Origin of the sequence: Pseudomonas sp. MNR3A (assembly GCF_009650575.1) — a bacterium.
Taxonomy (GTDB): Bacteria; Pseudomonadota; Gammaproteobacteria; order Pseudomonadales; family Pseudomonadaceae; genus Aquipseudomonas; species Aquipseudomonas machongensis.
On sequence record NZ_VZZS01000035.1, the window covers coordinates 56,284 to 72,245 of the forward strand.

The 15,962-nt window shown below is 62.4% G+C and carries 17 protein-coding genes; 4 read left to right on the forward strand and 13 right to left on the reverse strand.

Annotation, left to right across the window (positions count from 1 at the left end; all coding sequences use genetic code 11):
- Positions 1 to 11: 11 nt before the first annotated feature.
- From F6X62_RS22915 to F6X62_RS22945, 7 genes are all read right to left on the reverse strand, one after another.
- A complete protein-coding gene (locus tag F6X62_RS22915; protein WP_063545547.1) occupies positions 12 to 377 on the reverse strand; it encodes a Na+/H+ antiporter subunit G in 366 nt (121 codons plus the stop codon).
- A complete protein-coding gene (locus F6X62_RS22920; protein ID WP_054894322.1) occupies positions 374 to 652 on the reverse strand; it encodes a K+/H+ antiporter subunit F in 279 nt (92 codons plus the stop codon). The genes F6X62_RS22915 and F6X62_RS22920 overlap by 4 nt, the downstream gene beginning before the upstream one ends.
- On the reverse strand, positions 649 to 1,137 hold the full coding sequence (locus F6X62_RS22925; RefSeq protein WP_054894321.1) for a Na+/H+ antiporter subunit E: 489 nt from the start codon (positions 1,135 to 1,137) through the stop codon (positions 649 to 651). Before F6X62_RS22925 ends, F6X62_RS22920 begins: the two co-directional genes overlap by 4 nt.
- Positions 1,134 to 2,810, reverse strand: coding sequence for a monovalent cation/H+ antiporter subunit D (locus F6X62_RS22930; RefSeq protein ID WP_153774800.1), 1,677 nt, complete (start codon positions 2,808 to 2,810; stop codon positions 1,134 to 1,136). The genes F6X62_RS22925 and F6X62_RS22930 overlap by 4 nt, the downstream gene beginning before the upstream one ends.
- Positions 2,807 to 3,151 carry a Na+/H+ antiporter subunit C gene (locus F6X62_RS22935; RefSeq protein ID WP_054894319.1) on the reverse strand — a complete coding sequence of 115 codons (345 nt, stop codon included), beginning with the start codon at positions 3,149 to 3,151 and terminating at the stop codon, positions 2,807 to 2,809. The genes F6X62_RS22930 and F6X62_RS22935 overlap by 4 nt, the downstream gene beginning before the upstream one ends.
- Positions 3,151 to 6,063, reverse strand: coding sequence for a monovalent cation/H+ antiporter subunit A (locus F6X62_RS22940; protein ID WP_112898728.1), 2,913 nt, complete (start codon positions 6,061 to 6,063; stop codon positions 3,151 to 3,153). Before F6X62_RS22940 ends, F6X62_RS22935 begins: the two co-directional genes overlap by 1 nt.
- A gap of 150 nt (positions 6,064 to 6,213) precedes the next feature.
- The gene (locus tag F6X62_RS22945; RefSeq protein WP_153774801.1) at positions 6,214 to 7,164 is read right to left on the reverse strand and encodes a DMT family transporter; all 951 of its coding nucleotides are present in this window, start codon (positions 7,162 to 7,164) and stop codon (positions 6,214 to 6,216) included.
- Between the two features lie 83 nt (positions 7,165 to 7,247).
- Here F6X62_RS22945 and F6X62_RS22950 point away from each other — a divergent pair, with 83 nt between their 5' ends.
- Positions 7,248 to 7,811, forward strand: coding sequence for a helix-turn-helix domain-containing protein (locus F6X62_RS22950; protein ID WP_153774802.1), 564 nt, complete (start codon positions 7,248 to 7,250; stop codon positions 7,809 to 7,811).
- A 10-nt stretch (positions 7,812 to 7,821) separates the two neighbouring features.
- On the opposite strand, the gene F6X62_RS22955 is transcribed toward F6X62_RS22950, so the two are convergent.
- The gene (locus F6X62_RS22955; RefSeq protein WP_153774808.1) at positions 7,822 to 8,370 is read right to left on the reverse strand and encodes a cysteine hydrolase family protein; all 549 of its coding nucleotides are present in this window, start codon (positions 8,368 to 8,370) and stop codon (positions 7,822 to 7,824) included.
- A gap of 85 nt (positions 8,371 to 8,455) precedes the next feature.
- Between F6X62_RS22955 and F6X62_RS22960 the strand changes: the two genes are divergently transcribed.
- A complete protein-coding gene (locus F6X62_RS22960) occupies positions 8,456 to 9,439 on the forward strand; it encodes a GlxA family transcriptional regulator (protein WP_153774803.1) in 984 nt (327 codons plus the stop codon).
- On the opposite strand, the gene soxR is transcribed toward F6X62_RS22960, so the two are convergent.
- Entirely contained in the window at positions 9,409 to 9,900 is a 492-nt protein-coding gene (soxR, locus tag F6X62_RS22965) for a redox-sensitive transcriptional activator SoxR (protein WP_153774804.1), read from the reverse strand. The two genes, F6X62_RS22960 and soxR, sit on opposite strands and share 31 nt — an antisense overlap.
- A gap of 87 nt (positions 9,901 to 9,987) precedes the next feature.
- Between soxR and F6X62_RS22970 the strand changes: the two genes are divergently transcribed.
- The gene (locus tag F6X62_RS22970) at positions 9,988 to 10,368 is read left to right on the forward strand and encodes an antibiotic biosynthesis monooxygenase (protein ID WP_153774805.1); all 381 of its coding nucleotides are present in this window, start codon (positions 9,988 to 9,990) and stop codon (positions 10,366 to 10,368) included.
- Here the strand turns inward: F6X62_RS22970 and F6X62_RS22975 are convergent.
- Together F6X62_RS22975 and F6X62_RS22980 are read right to left on the reverse strand one after the other, a co-directional pair.
- Positions 10,347 to 11,117, reverse strand: a complete 771-nt coding sequence (locus tag F6X62_RS22975) for a S9 family peptidase (protein ID WP_063545542.1) — start codon at positions 11,115 to 11,117, stop codon at positions 10,347 to 10,349. The two genes, F6X62_RS22970 and F6X62_RS22975, sit on opposite strands and share 22 nt — an antisense overlap.
- Positions 11,101 to 12,201: a DUF3182 family protein gene (locus F6X62_RS22980; RefSeq protein ID WP_153774806.1), complete on the reverse strand. Its 1,101-nt coding sequence runs from the start codon at positions 12,199 to 12,201 to the stop codon at positions 11,101 to 11,103. The genes F6X62_RS22975 and F6X62_RS22980 overlap by 17 nt, the downstream gene beginning before the upstream one ends.
- 191 nt (positions 12,202 to 12,392) lie before the next feature.
- Here F6X62_RS22980 and F6X62_RS22985 point away from each other — a divergent pair, with 191 nt between their 5' ends.
- Entirely contained in the window at positions 12,393 to 14,201 is a 1,809-nt protein-coding gene (locus F6X62_RS22985) for an aminopeptidase P family protein (protein WP_153774807.1), read from the forward strand.
- Between the two features lie 42 nt (positions 14,202 to 14,243).
- Here the strand turns inward: F6X62_RS22985 and F6X62_RS22990 are convergent, their stop codons facing one another.
- Both F6X62_RS22990 and rhtA read right to left on the reverse strand, forming a co-directional pair.
- Positions 14,244 to 14,525, reverse strand: a complete 282-nt coding sequence (locus tag F6X62_RS22990) for a hypothetical protein (RefSeq protein WP_054894309.1) — start codon at positions 14,523 to 14,525, stop codon at positions 14,244 to 14,246.
- 184 nt (positions 14,526 to 14,709) lie between these two features.
- Positions 14,710 to 15,597: a threonine/homoserine exporter RhtA gene (gene rhtA / locus F6X62_RS22995; RefSeq protein ID WP_054894308.1), complete on the reverse strand. Its 888-nt coding sequence runs from the start codon at positions 15,595 to 15,597 to the stop codon at positions 14,710 to 14,712.
- Positions 15,598 to 15,962: the final 365 nt, after the last annotated feature.

The following is a 15,962-nucleotide window of genomic DNA, read 5'->3' on the forward strand; positions in this document are numbered from 1 at the left end:
TCAGCGGGCGCTCAGTTGCCCCGATCGCCACCGCTGCTGACCTCATCCGGCACCTGTTCTCCCGACATGCGTTTGCGGAACAAGGCGGCCCGCGCGAGCAGAAGCGTCGTGACCGGTACGGTAATCGACAGCAGGATCGGTATCAGCCAGGCATGCAGCACCGGCCCCTGCTTGAGACCGGAAAAGTACAGGATCGAGGCGAGGCTGACGCACCACGCGCCAATAGTCGAGGCCAGTGCAGGCGGATGCATGCGCTGGAAGTAGTCCTTCAGGCGCACCAGGCCGATTGCACCGATCAAGGCGAACAGGCTGCCTATCAGCAGCAGCGCGGCCGTGGCCAGCTCCAGCCAGAACGGAAGTTCGACGGTCTGCATCATTCGATCACCTCCCCACGCAGCAGGAACTTGGCCAGGGCAAAGGAGCCGACGAAGCCGAACAGGGCGATCAGCATCGCGCCTTCGAAGTAGGTATCACTGGCATAGCGGATGCCTAGCACCAGCATCATCAGCATGGCCAGGATGTACAAGTAGTCCAGCGCCAGGACCCGGTCCTGCGCCGAAGGGCCGCGGAACACCCTGACCAGCGCCAGGGCCATGGCGATGATGAAGATGAACAGGCTGGCGAGAATGGCGTTGGCGAGCAGGCCAGTCATTCGAAGATCTCCATCAGCGGGCGTTCGTAGGTGTGCTTGAAGTGTTCGATGAAGGTGGCTTCGTCGTCCAGGTCGAACACATGCAGCAGCAGGATGCTGCGATCCAGGGCCAGCTCCGACCAGACCGTGCCGGGTACCACCGTGGTGATCATCGACAGGGCGGCCAGGCCATGGGCGTCGCGCAGTGACAGGGGGATGTGCACGAAGGCAGAGCGCGGTGGATGGCCGCCGGCTCGTAGCACGCCCCGGGCAACTTGCAGGTTCGAAAGAATAACATCCAGCCCCACACGGCCGATCAAGCGAGCAATCACCAGCGGGCGGCGGATATGGGCATGCTGCGGGCGCAACGGCGCCATGAGCACGGGTGCGAGGATGCCGAGGGCGGCGCCAAGCAGCAGATTGCCTGGGCTGACGGAAAGGTTCAGCACCAGCCACAGCACGAACAGCGCCAGCGACAGCAGCGGGGCGGGGAACAGCCGGTTCATGGTTGCACCTGCGTCATGGTGGTCGGCCCAGGCACGGGGCGGGTTGACAGGACCGCCTGGATATAGGCATCGGGTGCCTGCAGGCCGGCGGCGGTGTCCTGGGTGTAGCGCAGCAGCGGTTCGGCCTGGATGCTGAGGACGATACACAGCCCCAGCAGTACCACGATCGGTATGCATTCATAGCGACGCAGCAATGGCGAGGGCCGCTCCTCAGGCTTCCAGAAGCGCTGGATGCCCACTCGGCCAAAGGCGATCAGCGATGCCATGCCCGATAGCAGCAACAAAGCTACCAGGCACCAGCCAGCGGCTGACAGAGGCTGCTCGGCCGCCATGCCCAGACCTTGCGGATTGAACAGGGCGCTGATCAGGTTGAGCTTGCCGATGAAGCCGGACAGCGGCGGCATGCCAATGATCAGCAGGGCGCAGGCGATGAAGCTCAAGCCGAGGAATGCCATGGTCCAGGGGATGATCTGACCGATCACCGCCTTCTGTTCGTCGTCGAGGTTGATGCCCTTGGGTGGATGCAGGGATTCGAGCGGCGGCGGGATGGCGTCCTCTTCGTCGTCCAGGGGCACTTCGTTGGCCGAGCGCGAACGCTCGATAAGTTCTGCCAGCAGGAACAAGGCGCACAAGGCCAGGGTGGAGCTGGTGAGGTAGAACAGTGCCGCGCCGGTGAGGGCCGCCTGACCGAAGCCGACCGACGCCAGCAAGGTGCCAGCCGAGACCAAAATGCTCAGCGCGGCGAGACGCTCCAGGCGCTGGGCGGCGAGAATCGAGACGGCAGCCACCGCGAGGGTGACGAGGCCGCCATACACCAGCCATTCCCCACCGAAATTCGCCGAAGCGCCTGCCTGGCCCGAGAACAAAAGTGTCCACAGCCGCAGCACTGCATACAGACCGACCTTTGTCATGATGGCGAACAGTGCTGCGACCGGTGCGCTGGCCGAGGAGTAGGCCGGCACCAGCCAGAAGTTCAGCGGCCAGACCCCGGCCTTGACCAGGAATGCCATGGCCAGGATCGCCGCTCCGGCGTGCAGCAAGCCACGATCGGCTTCTGCGACCAACGGGATCTTCAGCGCCAGGTCGGCCATGTTCAGTGTGCCCGTCACGCCATAGAGCATGGCGGCGCCAACCAGGAACAGCGAAGAGGCGAACAGGTTGATGGCGATGTAGTGCAGCCCGGCCCTGACCCGCGCGCGTCCCGAGCCGTGCAGCAGCAGGCCATAGGACGCCGCCAGCAGCACTTCGAAGAACACGAACAGGTTGAAGAGGTCGGCGGTCAGGAACGCACCGTAAAGGCCCATCAGCTGAATCTGGAACAGCGCGTGGAAGCTGGCGCCGGCGCCGTCCCAGCGGGCGCGGGCGAACAGCAGGGCGCTGACGCCGATTACACCGGTCAGGGTAAGCAGCAGTGCGGACAGGTGATCGAGTACCAGCACGATACCGAACGGCGCCGGCCAGTTGCCTGGCAGGTAGACACCGATGGACTCGGCCTGACCCTGGCCGCGTACCCACATCAATAGCGTCACGGCGACACCCAAGCCGATCAGGCTCGACAGCAGGTTCAGGCGGGCCTTGAACTGGCGGTGTTTTTCACCGATCAGCAGCATGATCGCAGCGGTTACCAGCGGTAGCAGGATCGGGGCGACAATCAGTTGATTCATCCAGCTCATTCCTCACGCTCCCGGCCATCGACATGGTCGGTGCCGGTCAGGCCGCGCGAGGCCAGCAGGACCACCAGGAACAGGGCGGTCATGGCAAAGCTGATGACGATGGCGGTCAACACCAGCGCTTGTGGTAGTGGGTCGGTGTAGTTCAGCAGGTCCTGTGGGACGCCCTCCTTGATGATCGGCTCCTTGCCGATGAACAGGCTGCCCATGCTGAAGATGAACAAATTGACGCCGTAGGAGAGCAGGCACAGGCCCATGATGACCTGGTAGGTCCGTGGGCGCAGTACCAGCCAGACTCCGGAGGCGGCCAGTACGCCGATGGCGACTGCGATGACTTCTTCCATCAGGCGGCTCCTGTCTGGCTGGATTTCGGATGGCCCGGGCGATAGGCGCGCACCGATTGGTGTGCCAGGGCGGTCAGGATCAAGAGCGTGGAGCCGACAACCACGGTGTACACGCCGATATCGAAGAACAAGGCGCTGGCGACATGGATGTCACCGAGCAACGGCAGATGCAGGTGCGCAGTGTGGGTGGTGAGGAACGGATAACCCAGCAACATGGCGCCTATGCCGGTAAGCGTGGCGCACAGCAGGCCGGTGCCCATCCAGCGCAGCGGTCGCAGGCTCATCTGGGCCTCGACCCACTGGGTGCCTGCGACCATGTACTGGAGGATGAATGCCACCGACATCACCAGCCCGGCGACGAAGCCGCCGCCTGGTTGGTTGTGGCCGCGCATGAACAGGTACATCGAGACCAGCAGGGCGATCGGCAGCAGCAGGCGTACCAATACTGCTGGCACCATCATGAAGCCCAGCGCGGTATCGGTGACATGCCGTGGATTGACCAGGTCGGTGATTACGTCCGGCGCCAGCTGGCGCTGTTGCGTCGGCAGCTGCATGCTCTCTTTCGGTGGGCGGAAGCGGCGCAGCAGGGCGAAGACCGTCAGCGCCACGGCGACCAGTACAGTGATTTCACCCAATGTATCGAAGCCGCGGAAGTCCACCAGCATCACGTTGACCACGTTGGTACCGCCACCCTCGGGGAGTGCACGGCTCAGGTAGAACGATGAGATGTCGTTGGGTGTCGGACGGGTCAACATGGCGTACGACAGCAGTGCCATACCGCCGCCGACCAGCACTGCCAGCAGCAGGTCGCGCAGGCGTCGCAAGCGTGCACGCTCCTGGCTGCCGGGCAGGGGAGAGACGCCTTCGATTCGGCGCGGCAGCCAGCGCAGGCCCAGCAGGATCAACACTGTGGTGACGACTTCGACCACCAGTTGCGTGAGTGCAAGGTCAGGGGCAGAGAACCAGACGAAGGTGATGCACGTCATCAGGCCGCAGACGCTGACCATGATCAGCGCAGCCAGGCGGTGGTATTTGGCCTGCCAGGCTGCGCCGATGGCACAGGCAATTGCAATCAGCCACATGGCGACGAATACGCCGGACCCCGGAATCTTGGGGCGGTCCCCCCAGCTGATGCCGCTGTACAGCATGGGGGTGAGGCCGGCGAGGAAGGCGGCGACCACCAGCATGAATAGCTGGGTCTGCAGGCGGCGGCTGGTCAACAGTCCTTCGAGGTGCCGGGCCAGCAGCATCAGACGTACCAGTCCGTGCTCGAACAGCCGCTTGCCATTGAAGCGTTCGATCAGTGGCGGGTAGGGGAAACGGCCCAGGCGCAACTGTTTGCGCAGCAACAGGTAGAGCACCACGCCGCCGCACATGGCGATCAGGCTCATGATCAGGGGGGCGTTCCAGCCATGCCAGATAGCCAGGCTGTATTCCGGCAGGGTGCCGCCCACCACCGGCAACGCTGCGGCGGCGAGCAGCGGGCCCACCGACTGGGCAGGGAAGATGCCGACTACCAGGCAGGTCAGGACCAGCAGTTCGACCGGCGCGCGCATCCAGCGCGGGGGTTCGTGGGGGGTATGCGGAAGGTCCTGGGCGGTCGGGCCGAAGAACACGTCGACCGTGAAACGCAGGGCGTACGCAACGCTGAACGTGCCTGCAAGGGTGGCGATCACCGGCAAGGCGGCCTCGACCCAGGCACTGGAGCTGATGAATACGGTTTCGGCGAAGAACATTTCCTTGGAGAGGAAGCCATTCATCAGAGGTACGCCGGCCATGGACGCACTGGCGACCATGGCCAGGGTGGCGGTATAGGGTACCAGGCGTATCAGGCCGCTGAGACGGCGAATGTCGCGGGTGCCGCTTTCATGGTCGATGATGCCGGCGGCCATGAACAGCGAGGCCTTGAAGGTGGCGTGGTTGAGGATGTGGAACACTGCCGCGACAGCGGCCAGCGGGCTGTTCAGCCCTAGCAACAGGGTGATCAGGCCCAGGTGGCTGATGGTCGAATAGGCCAGCAGCCCCTTGAGGTCATTCTGGAACATCGCCGCGAAGGCACCCAGCAGGAGGGTACAGGCACCTGCCCCGCCGACGATCCAGAACCACTCCTCGGTGCCCGACAGCGTTGGCCATAGGCGTGCCAGCAGGAACACCCCGGCCTTGACCATGGTCGCCGAATGCAGATAGGCCGAGACCGGTGTGGGTGCAGCCATGGCATGCGGTAGCCAGAACTGGAAGGGGAACTGCGCGCTCTTGCTCAGGGCGCCAATCAGGATCAGCGGCAGCAATACGGGATAGAGCGCGTGCTGGCGGACTGTTTCGCCAGCGGCCAGGACCTTGTCCAGGTCATAGCTGCCGACCACATGGCCCAGCAGCAAAGCGCCGACCAGCAGGCACAAACCCCCTGCACCCGTGACCATCAGCGCCATGTAAGCGCCGCGGCGGGCATCGCTGCGGTGATGCCAGTAGCCGATGAGGAGGAAAGAAAACAGGCTGGTCAGCTCCCAGAAGAACACCAGCTGAATCAGGTTGCCGGAAATCACCAACCCGAGCATTGCGCCCATGAATGCCAGGAAGAAGGCAAAGAATCGTGGCACGGGGTCTTGGGGTGACATGTAGTAGCGCGCATACAGCGACACCAGTGTGCCGATGCCCAGCACCAGCAACGAGAACAGCCAGGCGAAGCCATCCATGCGCAGCACGAGGTTGAGCCCGAGGCTGGGCAGCCAGAGGAATTCTTCGCGGATCACGCCGCCATGGGCGATCTGCGGGTACAGCAGCGCTACCTGGACAGTGCCGACCAAGGCCACGAGCCCGGCGAGAATGGACTCGGCGTTACGCGCATTGTGCGGCAGCACGGCTGCCAGGCAACTGCCGATGAAGGGCAGAAGCAATAGCACTATCAAAGACATAGCGTTCTAATCTACGGAGGTTTGCCATGGATCATACGTGCCACGCTGGTGATCACCAACACGCAAGCTGTGGCAGAATCCTACAAAAGCGCTGTGACAAGCTGTTTTTTTATAACAGTTTTTTTCAGAGCATAGCCGCTGATCAGGAGTTCAACGCCCTGTCTCGCTTTCGCTTGGCGTCAGGCCTCGCGGCTCTGGAAGGGGATCGCGATCGCGGCGAATCTTCAGTTCGCTGACGACCACGGCGATCACGATCAGCAGGCCACCAATAAGCGCCACGCCTGGCAAGCGGTCCCCTGCGATACGACCAACGATGCCGGCCCAGACCGGTTCGCCGGCATAGATCAGCGTGGCACGGGTTGGCGAGACAGATTTCTGCGCCCAGTTCATCGCCACCTGGATTACCGCGCTCATGGCGCCCAGGCCAAGGGCGCTGGCCAACAGCAGCCAGGAGAAATCCGGGATGCGCTCTTGGGTCGGAACGATCATCAGGAATGATAGCGCCGATGCAGTTGCCAGTTGCACCACGGTGACCCGCCGCACATCGACCTTTCCGGCATAACGGCTGATCAGGATGATCTCGCCGGCGATGGCCACGGCGCTGACCAAGGTCACGATTTCGCCTTCGCTGAAATTCAGCGCACCACCCTCAGGTCCGGCCAGCAGCATCAGGCCGACAAAGGCCAGGCAGATACCGATGCTTGGCATCAGGCCGGGCCGGCGCCCCAGCACCAACCATTGCAGCAGCGGCACGAAGGGTACGTAGAGGGCCGTGATGAAGGCCGACTGGCTGCTGCTGATGGTTTGCAGGCCCATGGTCTGCAAGCCGTAGCCGAGCATGATCGATACACCGATCAGCACGCCGGCTTTGAGTTCGGTGAACGTTAGGCCCGACAGCGCTCGCGCCGATACCAGCCCGACGAACAGTGCTGCTGCCGCGAATCGCAGGCCGACGAAGAACATCGGTCCGCTTACGCTCATGACGTTGTGCACGATCAGGAAGGTGCCGCCCCAGAGCATGGTGATGAACACCAGCACCCATTCGGCTTTGCTCAGGCGAAAGGATACGGACGGCCGCGGGCTGCTGCTGGCGTGGGTCATGGTCTTGCGCACTCGGAAGGGGCGGCGCACAATCGCCGCAAAGTGGGCAGTATACTGCGCAACCCCTACCAGTGAGCAATATAGTGCACAAAGATTCCTCGCACCGCGCTTCGGTGCTGCAGCACGTCAGTCAGAACATCCGCCGCCTGCGTAACGACAGGGGCCTGAGCCAGACCGCCTTGGCCGAAAGCTCTGGTGTCAGCCGGCGCATGCTGGTTGCCATCGAGGCAGGCGAGAAGAACGTCAGCCTCACCACCCTCGACCTGATCGCCGAAGCGCTGGGTGTGGCGTTCAGTAAGCTGATCCAGGCGCCCGAGCAACGCGATCCTGCACGCATCAATGAGCTGGCCTGGGCCGGTGAGCAGCCGGACAGCCGCGCGGTACTGCTGGGTAGTAGCCCCGCGCGGCGCGAGGTCGAGCTCTGGGAGTGGACCCTGGCACCGGGCGAGCACTATGCCAGTGAGGCTGATGCCGAGGGTTGGAGCGAGCAGATCTATGTGACCGAGGGCTGTCTGACGCTGCTGATCGAAAGCGGTGAACTGCGCCTGCGCGCTGGGGAGTTCCACATTTTCCCCAGCGACTGCCGCTACGCGTACCGCAACGACGGCGACCAGCCCACGCGATTCGTGCGCAATGTGGTGATCTGATCCACCCAGCCTACTTGGCCAGCAACGTATCGGTACTCTCGACGGCGGCAAAGGCGAAAGCTAGCGCCGCCATGGCCGAGTCGTGCACGTGCGATGCGGGCACCGTCTGTCCATTGAACTCCAGAGCCAGCGTGGCGCAGGCGTCGTGCGCCACCGAGACCTGGTAGCCGAAGTCTGCGGCAGCGCGGGTTGCCGAATCGATGCACATGTGGCTCATGGCGCCGACGATGGTCAGGTTTTTTACCTCATGCTTGTCGAGGAGCGACTTGAGCTCGGTGTCGCGAAACGCGTTGACTTGATGCTTGAGCACCACCGGCTCGCTGCTGATCGGCAGTACCTTGGCGTGGATCTCGGCGCCTGGCGAGCCAGGGGCAAAAAACGGCGCATCGGCTGATTCGAACTCATGGCGCACATGCACGACCAGGTCGCCGCGCTCGCGGGCAGCGGCGAGCAGGCGGGCGGCGTTGTCGGCTGCCGCATCGGCGCCGTCGAGCGTCCATTTGCCACCGGGGAAGTAATCGTTCTGGATATCGATGAGAATCAGGGCCTGCTTGCTCATGTTGCGCGCCTCCTTGGGCGTGGTCGTGGTGTGGCGATAGTTATAGGCTTGAACGACCGACATGGGGATCGGCGCGATCGACACAATGAGGGCAAAAACTGACATGGATACAGGCTTGGAAATCGGTGTGCTGGTCTATCCCGATGCGCAGCGTGCCGCTGTGCATGGGCTGACCGACCTGTTCACGGTCGCCAATCAGGTCGCCTGTGAACTCGGTGATGGGAAGCTGCTGCCGATCCGTATCAGCCACTGGCAACTCGATCAGACCGGTGAACTCTGCGAGGTGTACGACAGCCTGCCGGGCGCGCGCCATGACCTCAAGGTGCTGGTGGTACCGCCCAGCCTTGGCCCGGCACCTGCACCTGCGCTGCTTGAGCGACACCGCGCGCACTTGTGCCAATGGCATGCACGCGGCACTGTGCTCGCTTCGGTGTGCATCGGCGTATTCTTCATTGCTGCCAGTGGCCTGCTGGACGGGCGTTCGGCGAGTACCCACTGGAATTACGCCCAGACCTTGGCCGAGCGCTACCCGCAAGTGCGCGCCGATGCCAGCGTAGCGGTACTGGACGATGGCGACATCATGACGTCAGCCGGGCTGATGGCCTGGACCGAGCTCGGGCTGCGTCTGCTTGAGCGTTTCCTGGGTGCCACCCTGGCGCGCGAGACTGCACGCTACCTGGCGGTCGATCCAGTGCCGACCCCGCTGCCCGGTGCGTTGTTCGCACCGAGGCTGGATCACGGCGATGAAGCCGTGCTGAAGGTGCAGCACTGGCTGCAGGGGAGTGGTGCGCGGGAGGCTAATCTGGCAAGCATGGCTGGATGTGCCGGGCTCGAAGAGCGTACGTTTCTGCGGCGTTTTCGCGCGGCGACCGGATTGCGTCCTACCCAATACTGCCAGCAGGTCCGGGTAGGACGTGCCTGCCGCCTGCTGGAGTTCACCCGGCGCAGCGTCGACCAGATTGCCTGGGGCGTGGGCTATCAGGACCCCAGTGCCTTTCGTAAGGTGTTCCAGCGCGTCACCGGCCTGACACCCAGTGACTACCGGCGACGTTTCGCCGTGGTTGCCTGAGCGTCTGGGCCTAGCGGGTGTGGCCCCGGGCCTTCCGCGGCGAGGCGGTCGCTATGGTTGCGCAGCGGACATTCCTTCAATGACATGCAGCCGCAGCCAATGCAGCCATCCAGCTGGTCGCGCAGCATCATCAATTCTTCGATGCGCTGGTTCAGGTCTTCTCGCCATCGTGCGGAAAAACGCTGCCAGTCTTCAGCGGTCGGCGTGTGCCCTTTGGGCAGGGTATCGAGCGCTTCGGCGACTTGCGCCAGCGGTACTCCCAGGCGCTGCGCCATCTTGATCACTGCCACCCGGCGTAGCATGGCTCGCTCGAAGCGGCGCTGGTTGCCGTTGTTGCGGGTGCTGTGGATCAGTCCCTTGCTTTCATAGAAGTGCAGCGCGGTCACCGCGACGCCGCTGCGCGCGGCCAACTGGCCTACGCTGAGCAGGCGTTCCGGCGCCGTCACGTCCTTGCTGGGCATGTCGAAATATTCCTTGACCTTGACTTAACTCGAGGTTTTACCCTGCTCGCCATCACGCTGCAAGTACCCCGAGCAAGGAGACTGTTCATGGTGGCCACCCCTCATTCCCTATGGTTTACCCAGATGATCGAGTACGAAGTGCCGGCGATTCGGCAGCAGGCCCTGGCCGAGGCTTTGGTCCTGCGGGCGGAGGAGATCGCCAGCCGTTGCGATGGTCTGCTGGGTGTCAGCATTCAGGCCAGTGTCGATGGCAGTCGGGTGTTGCAATACCTGCGGTGGCAATCGCGCCAGGAGTGGGCGGCTGCCGCGCCCTGTTTCGTCGAGGAGCCGTTCCTCGACCTGTTGCAGCGTCACCAGGCACGCGGTGTCAATTTCACGGCCTACCAGACCTTGCGCAGCCTGGTGCGAGGCAGCGACGGCGGCTTGCATTGCGAGGTCGGTGGGCCTCAGGCGTACCAGGGAGCGTAGTGCGGGTAGCGGTCTAGCCGTGCGCCGATGACCATTTCTCCAATCCATGTACCCAGGATCGAACTGTAGGCTTTCTGGCTTTCCTCGCTGGACAGTGCATGGTCGGCCCCGTCGACGATGCGATGGGTCAGTGAATGGGCGCCGACGAACGCGGAGCGATAGCTCATCAGGGTGTTGTGCGGCACATAGTCATCGTGCTCGGACTCCACCAGCAGGACATCGCCAGCGAACTCGGCGCAGGCGGCCAAGGCACGATTGTCGGCCGGCCCCAGAATGCGTTGGCGATAGTGATTCAGGCGCTGGCGGTCGAGTGCTTGCTTTGGCGTGTCCCATTCATCGTCCCAGTACAATGCAGGTACCCGCATCGCCAGCCATTTCACGGGTCTATGTGCGGTCAGCAGGGTGGCCAGATAACCGCCATAGCTGCTGCCGATCAGCGCAATGGCGCCGGGATCGACGGCAGGGTGCGAGGCCAGTCGATCGTAGGCGGCCAGCAGGTCGGTGAGGTTCTGCTCACGGGTCACCGTCAATCGCTGGCTTTCGGTCTTTTCGTGTCCGCGCAAGTCGAAGGTCATGCACACGCAACCCAACCCGGTAATCTGTCGGGCGCGGGCCAGGTCTCGCTGCTGGCTGCCGCCCCAGCCGTGGACGAAGAGAATGCCGGGCATCTTGCTGCCAGGACTGACCAAAGTACCGGCGATACTTTCGCCCTCGACCTGTAGCTCGACCTGTTCACTCTGAATGGCCATGCTCGCGAATCCGTGCAAATTTGCAGAATTGTCCGAGTTCACTGTCGTCCCCCTCATAGAAAAGTGTGGCGTCGGCCGGAAGTTCAGGCGTGCCGAACACCTCGTGGGTGGATGCGCGTACCTGCTGCAGCGTCGGATCGTCGGCGAAGGCGCGCACGGCAAGGAGCTCTGCGCTGCTGGCGCCACCCTGGCGCCACGATTGCTCCAGGACGCCGCTGCGCAGGTGGCCACGTGCGTCGAGGCCACGGGCGATGTCGTAGTTGCGGCGTGAGGCGATGAAACCAGGGAAGTGTCGTTCCGCCGCTTGCTCGTAGGTCATGGCCTGATTGATAGCCAGGCGCAGATAATCCTCCAGCGGTCGCTGCAGCAGCGCCTGATAGTCGCCGCGTACTACCATCAGATCGGAGCCACCGTAGACTTGTTGGCCTTGATGGTCCCTGGTGAGTTGCTGGGTACCGTAGTAGCTGCAGGTGAGGCCAGCGACACGCACCTGGCCAACACTGAAGGTTTCTACTTCATGCAGGTCCTCCTCCAGTACCAGCCCCCAAAGGCCAAGTGCCTTGTCGTCCAAGGTCGCGAACAAGGGGTCAAGTGCGTCAAGGGTATCGATTACCTGCTGGCCGCGACCGGCACGGGCCAATACGGGTTTGACCCGAACGGGGCCGCTGCGCAATAGCAAGTCGGCTGCTCGTCGAGCATCGTCCTTGGAAAAGACTGTGTAGCCGCGCAACAGGGCACCGCTGGCCTGTTGCGCGAAGGCGTCAGTCCAACCCGGCGGAAAGACTGCATTGGCGGGTAGTGGGTGGGAAATGGCCTTGGTCGCCATGTAGGGATGGCTGACCAGGCCGCCGAACAGGTCCTGTTCGCAGCGGATGCCCTGTTGCTGGCCGATCAAGGTTTCCGTGGGCAGGTAATAATAGTGGTTGGCCTGGCCGGCCGGTTGTCCAGGGTTGAAGACAGATATGCCAAGCAATTGCGCCAGGATCTCGGCGAGCTTCTGGTGAGTGGCATATTCATGGTCCGGGGTGCGTTCGCGGGTGTCGAGGAGTACGACGGCGATTTTCGACTCGTGGGGGTGGGCCATGTGCGATCTCATCCGCTGGGGCTGTACGAACTGTGAAATTCTAGACAGCTCGAAAGTTCAGCCCGTTGGACTGGCGGCCGAGGCGCTCCAAGCAATCGCAGGCCCTTTGTGGGTGATCCGATTGCGGGCGTTCGCAGCCTGTTCCATTATCCCGACCTGGAACCGTCCAAGATGTGATCGCAGGAGAGCGCATGAACAGTCTCACCCCCCTTCAGGAATCCATACCGGCACGCCTGGCGCGTGTGCGCGATGTCATGGCCAGGGAGGGTGTCGATGCCCTGTTGGTGCCCTCTGCCGATCCGCACCTTTCCGAGTACTTGCCCGGCCATTGGCAAGGACGCCAATGGCTGTCTGGCTTTCAGGGCTCGGTCGGCACGCTGGTAGTGGCCGCGGAATTCGCCGGGCTGTGGGTCGACAGCCGCTATTGGGAGCAGGCAGAAAAGGAATTGGCGGGCAGTGGCATCGAGCTGATGAAGCTACTGCCAGGCCAGCCGGGGGCATTGGATTGGCTGGGTGAGCAGGTTGCCAGCGGCGGTGCCGTGGCGGTTGATGGTGCGGTCATGGCGCTGGCCTCTGCCCGTCAATTGGCAGAGCGCCTGAGCGCTCGCAATGTAAGACTGTTGACTGACCGAGACCTGCTGGTTCAGGTCTGGGGCGATCGTCCGGCCTTGCCTGGCAACCCCGTCTATCAGCACCTGCCTCCCCATGCGACTGTCAGTCGTGCGCAGAAACTCGGAGAGTTGCGTCAGGCCCTGGCCAGCAAGGGCGCCGACTGGCATTTCATCGCATCTCTGGACGACATTGCCTGGCTGTTCAACCTGCGTGGTAGTGATGTTTCGTACAACCCGGTGTTCGTTTCCTTCGCCTTGATCGGTCGTGATCAAGCCACGCTCTTTGTCGGTCAGGACAAGATCAATACTCATCTGCGTCAAGTATTGGCGGCCGACGGTATACAGGTGCGTGACTACGCGGAAGTTGGTCAGGCACTTGCGAGCCTCGCTGGCGGCACCCGCCTGCTGGTCGATCCGGCACGTGTCACCCAGGGCCTGCTGGACAAGCTCGACAAGCGGGTCGCGTTGGTCGAGGGCATCAATCCGACTACGCTGAGCAAGTCGCGCAAGAGCGAGGCGGACCTGGTTCATATTCGTCAGGTGATGGAGCAGGACGGTGCAGCCTTGTGCGAGTTCTTCGCCTGGTTCGAGGCCAATCTTGGGCGCGAGACCATCACGGAACTGACGGTCGATGAACAACTGAGCGCGGCACGTGCGCGGCGCCCTGACTTCGTCTCGCTCAGCTTCTCGACCATCGCGGCCTTCAATGCCAATGGCGCGATGCCCCATTACCGCGCCACCGAAGAGTCGCATGCGGTGATCGAGGGTAATGGCCTGCTGCTGATCGATTCGGGCGGCCAGTACCTGGGCGGGACTACCGACATTACCCGGATGGTGCCGATTGGTACACCCAGCCTGGAGCAGAAGAAGGACTGCACGCGGGTGCTCAAGGGAGTGATCGCGTTGTCGCGGGCGACTTTCCCGCGGGGCATTCTTTCGCCGCTGCTCGATGCCATCGCCCGGGCGCCTATCTGGGCCGATCAAGTCGACTACGGCCATGGCACTGGGCATGGCGTAGGCTACTTCATGAATGTGCACGAGGGGCCGCAGGTCATTGCCTATCAGGCGGCAACCACGCCGCAGACAGCCATGCAGGTCGGGATGATCAGTTCGATCGAGCCGGGCACCTACAGACCTGGAGCCTGGGGCGTGCGGATCGAGAATCTGGTGGTTAATCGGGAGGTGGGCAAGAGCGCTTTTGGCGACTTCCTGGCCTTTGAGACCCTGACGCTTTGCCCGATCGACACCCGATGCTTGCTGCCCGAGTTGCTCGATGTTTCGGAGCGCCAATGGCTCAACCGTTATCACCAGACCGTGTATGAGCGATTAGCGCCCCTGTTGCAAGGCGACGCACTGGTCTGGTTGAGACTGCGTACGCAGCCGGTCTGATCGACTGGAACGAGAAAGGGCAGCCTGGGGCTGCCCTTTCGTTTATTTGCAGATGACGATCATGCTGCGGCTGGTATAGCCGGCGGGGTTGATTCCGAACACGTAGTCGCCCGGCTCTTCGTCGCTGTCGCTGGAGCGCGCGATTACCTTGTAGCCTTTGCTGCCGCATGACGCTTGCGCATTGGCGTAGCACTTGTCCCAGGATGATGAAAGCCCGGAGCAGTTGATGTGCAAGCCTTTCTTCCCTCGCTTCACCTCGGTCTTGGCTGTAGCGGCGCACCCAGCAATGGCCAAGATGGCCAGGATGAGAAAAATACGTTTCATTCCTGTCCTTATCTGGGCGGTGAGTAGTGTCCGCCCTTGTAGTGATGACTGCGTTCTGCCTGAAACTCCCCTGCTTCCGTGCCCGGCTCAGTAGATCGTCTGAAGGTGATGATGCTGTGACAGCTTAAACAGCCTTATAGGCGGGTACAAGGCTGAAGCTGTTCAAATGAAACTATTTCTCAAATCAGTCAGCCGCTACGGGAGGGCTGCTTTCCTTGCGCATCGACAGTGTGGCCCCGACCGAGGCGGTAATGATTGCCAGGATCGCCAACCACTGGGTCAAGCTGAGAACCTCTCCAAGGAACAGAAGCCCCGACAGTGCACCGAATGCAGGCTCGATACTCATCAGTGTGCCGAAGGTTCGCGCGGGCATTCGCGTCAGTGCGACCATTTCCAGGCTGTAGGGGAGGGCGGTAGACAGGATCGCCACGGCAAGTGCGACCGGAATCAGTGCTGGAGTGAGCAAGGCACTACCGGCGTGGGCGATACCGATGGGAGCCACGAACAGCGCCGCGATCAATACGCCCAATGCCGCGGTCTGGATACCGTTTTCCGCGCCTGCTCGCTGGCCATATAAAATGTAGAGCGCCCAGCAGACGCCGGCACCCAAGGCGTAGGCCGCGCCGGTCAAGTCGAGGGATGCCCCCGTCTGCCCTGTAGGGATGAGCAGTAGCAGGCCGACGATGGCGAGCGCGATCCAGAGAAAGTCCAGGGCGCGGCGCGAAGCGAAGATCGCTACCGCCAGCGGGCCGGTAAACTCCAGCGCCACGGCGATGCCCAGCGGAACGGTGCGCAACGACATATAGAAGAGGAAGTTCATGCCGCCCAGGGCCAGCCCATAGATGATGACGCTGCGCAGGGTGCTGGCATTGAACCTGGCGCGCCACGGGCGCAGCAATGCAAGCATGATGATGCTGGCGAAGATCAGGCGCAGCGTTGTGGTGCCCTGAGCGCCGACAACTGGAAACATGCTCTTGGCCAGTGACGCTCCAGACTGGATGGAAGCCATGGCAATCAACAGCAGGCCGATAGGAAACAGCGTGGCGGCCAGGCTGCGGGGCTGGGTGTTCATTTGGGTGGGGCAGTCCTAAGTAAGTAGAAGGGGCGAGCTGCGCAATATAGTGCGCAAATCTCAGTGGCAGGTGCAACTGCTCTTGAGCAATGCGCGGCCTAAGCCCTTCATTTCGATTAAGATTTTATGAAATAAAAGGTTGACGCCCTCTCAGATCCCCTTATAATGCGCCCCACTTCCGCAGCAAACGGAACGCAAAACTTCTTGTTAATCAAAGAGTTAAGCGAGTTCGGCGAGGCGTGAAGGGCTTCGATCATTTGATCGGCAGCGGTGAAAAAGGCAGTTGACAGCATCTTCGAGTGCTGTATGATTCGCCTCCCGCTACGAGAGATCGCAGCGAGTCAAGTGTTTGAAGCTAAACGAGT

Coding starts and splice junctions, on each gene's coding strand:
- F6X62_RS22935 (WP_054894319.1), bottom strand. CDS start 3,151: ATGGAAGAAGTCATCGCAGTCGCCATCGGCGTACTGGCCGCCTCCGGA.
- F6X62_RS22955 (WP_153774808.1), bottom strand. CDS start 8,370: ATGAGCAAGCAGGCCCTGATTCTCATCGATATCCAGAACGATTACTTC.
- rhtA (WP_054894308.1), bottom strand. CDS start 15,597: ATGAACACCCAGCCCCGCAGCCTGGCCGCCACGCTGTTTCCTATCGGC.
- F6X62_RS22940 (WP_112898728.1), bottom strand. CDS start 6,063: ATGTCTTTGATAGTGCTATTGCTTCTGCCCTTCATCGGCAGTTGCCTG.
- soxR (WP_153774804.1), bottom strand. CDS start 9,900: ATGCCCAGCAAGGACGTGACGGCGCCGGAACGCCTGCTCAGCGTAGGC.
- F6X62_RS22925 (WP_054894321.1), bottom strand. CDS start 1,137: ATGAACCGGCTGTTCCCCGCCCCGCTGCTGTCGCTGGCGCTGTTCGTG.
- F6X62_RS22980 (WP_153774806.1), bottom strand. CDS start 12,201: ATGGCCCACCCCCACGAGTCGAAAATCGCCGTCGTACTCCTCGACACC.
- F6X62_RS22985 (WP_153774807.1), top strand. CDS start 12,393: ATGAACAGTCTCACCCCCCTTCAGGAATCCATACCGGCACGCCTGGCG.
- F6X62_RS22960 (WP_153774803.1), top strand. CDS start 8,456: ATGAGGGCAAAAACTGACATGGATACAGGCTTGGAAATCGGTGTGCTG.
- F6X62_RS22915 (WP_063545547.1), bottom strand. CDS start 377: ATGATGCAGACCGTCGAACTTCCGTTCTGGCTGGAGCTGGCCACGGCC.
- F6X62_RS22930 (WP_153774800.1), bottom strand. CDS start 2,810: ATGAGCTGGATGAATCAACTGATTGTCGCCCCGATCCTGCTACCGCTG.
- F6X62_RS22945 (WP_153774801.1), bottom strand. CDS start 7,164: ATGACCCACGCCAGCAGCAGCCCGCGGCCGTCCGTATCCTTTCGCCTG.
- F6X62_RS22990 (WP_054894309.1), bottom strand. CDS start 14,525: ATGAAACGTATTTTTCTCATCCTGGCCATCTTGGCCATTGCTGGGTGC.
- F6X62_RS22920 (WP_054894322.1), bottom strand. CDS start 652: ATGACTGGCCTGCTCGCCAACGCCATTCTCGCCAGCCTGTTCATCTTC.
- F6X62_RS22970 (WP_153774805.1), top strand. CDS start 9,988: ATGGTGGCCACCCCTCATTCCCTATGGTTTACCCAGATGATCGAGTAC.
- F6X62_RS22975 (WP_063545542.1), bottom strand. CDS start 11,117: ATGGCCATTCAGAGTGAACAGGTCGAGCTACAGGTCGAGGGCGAAAGT.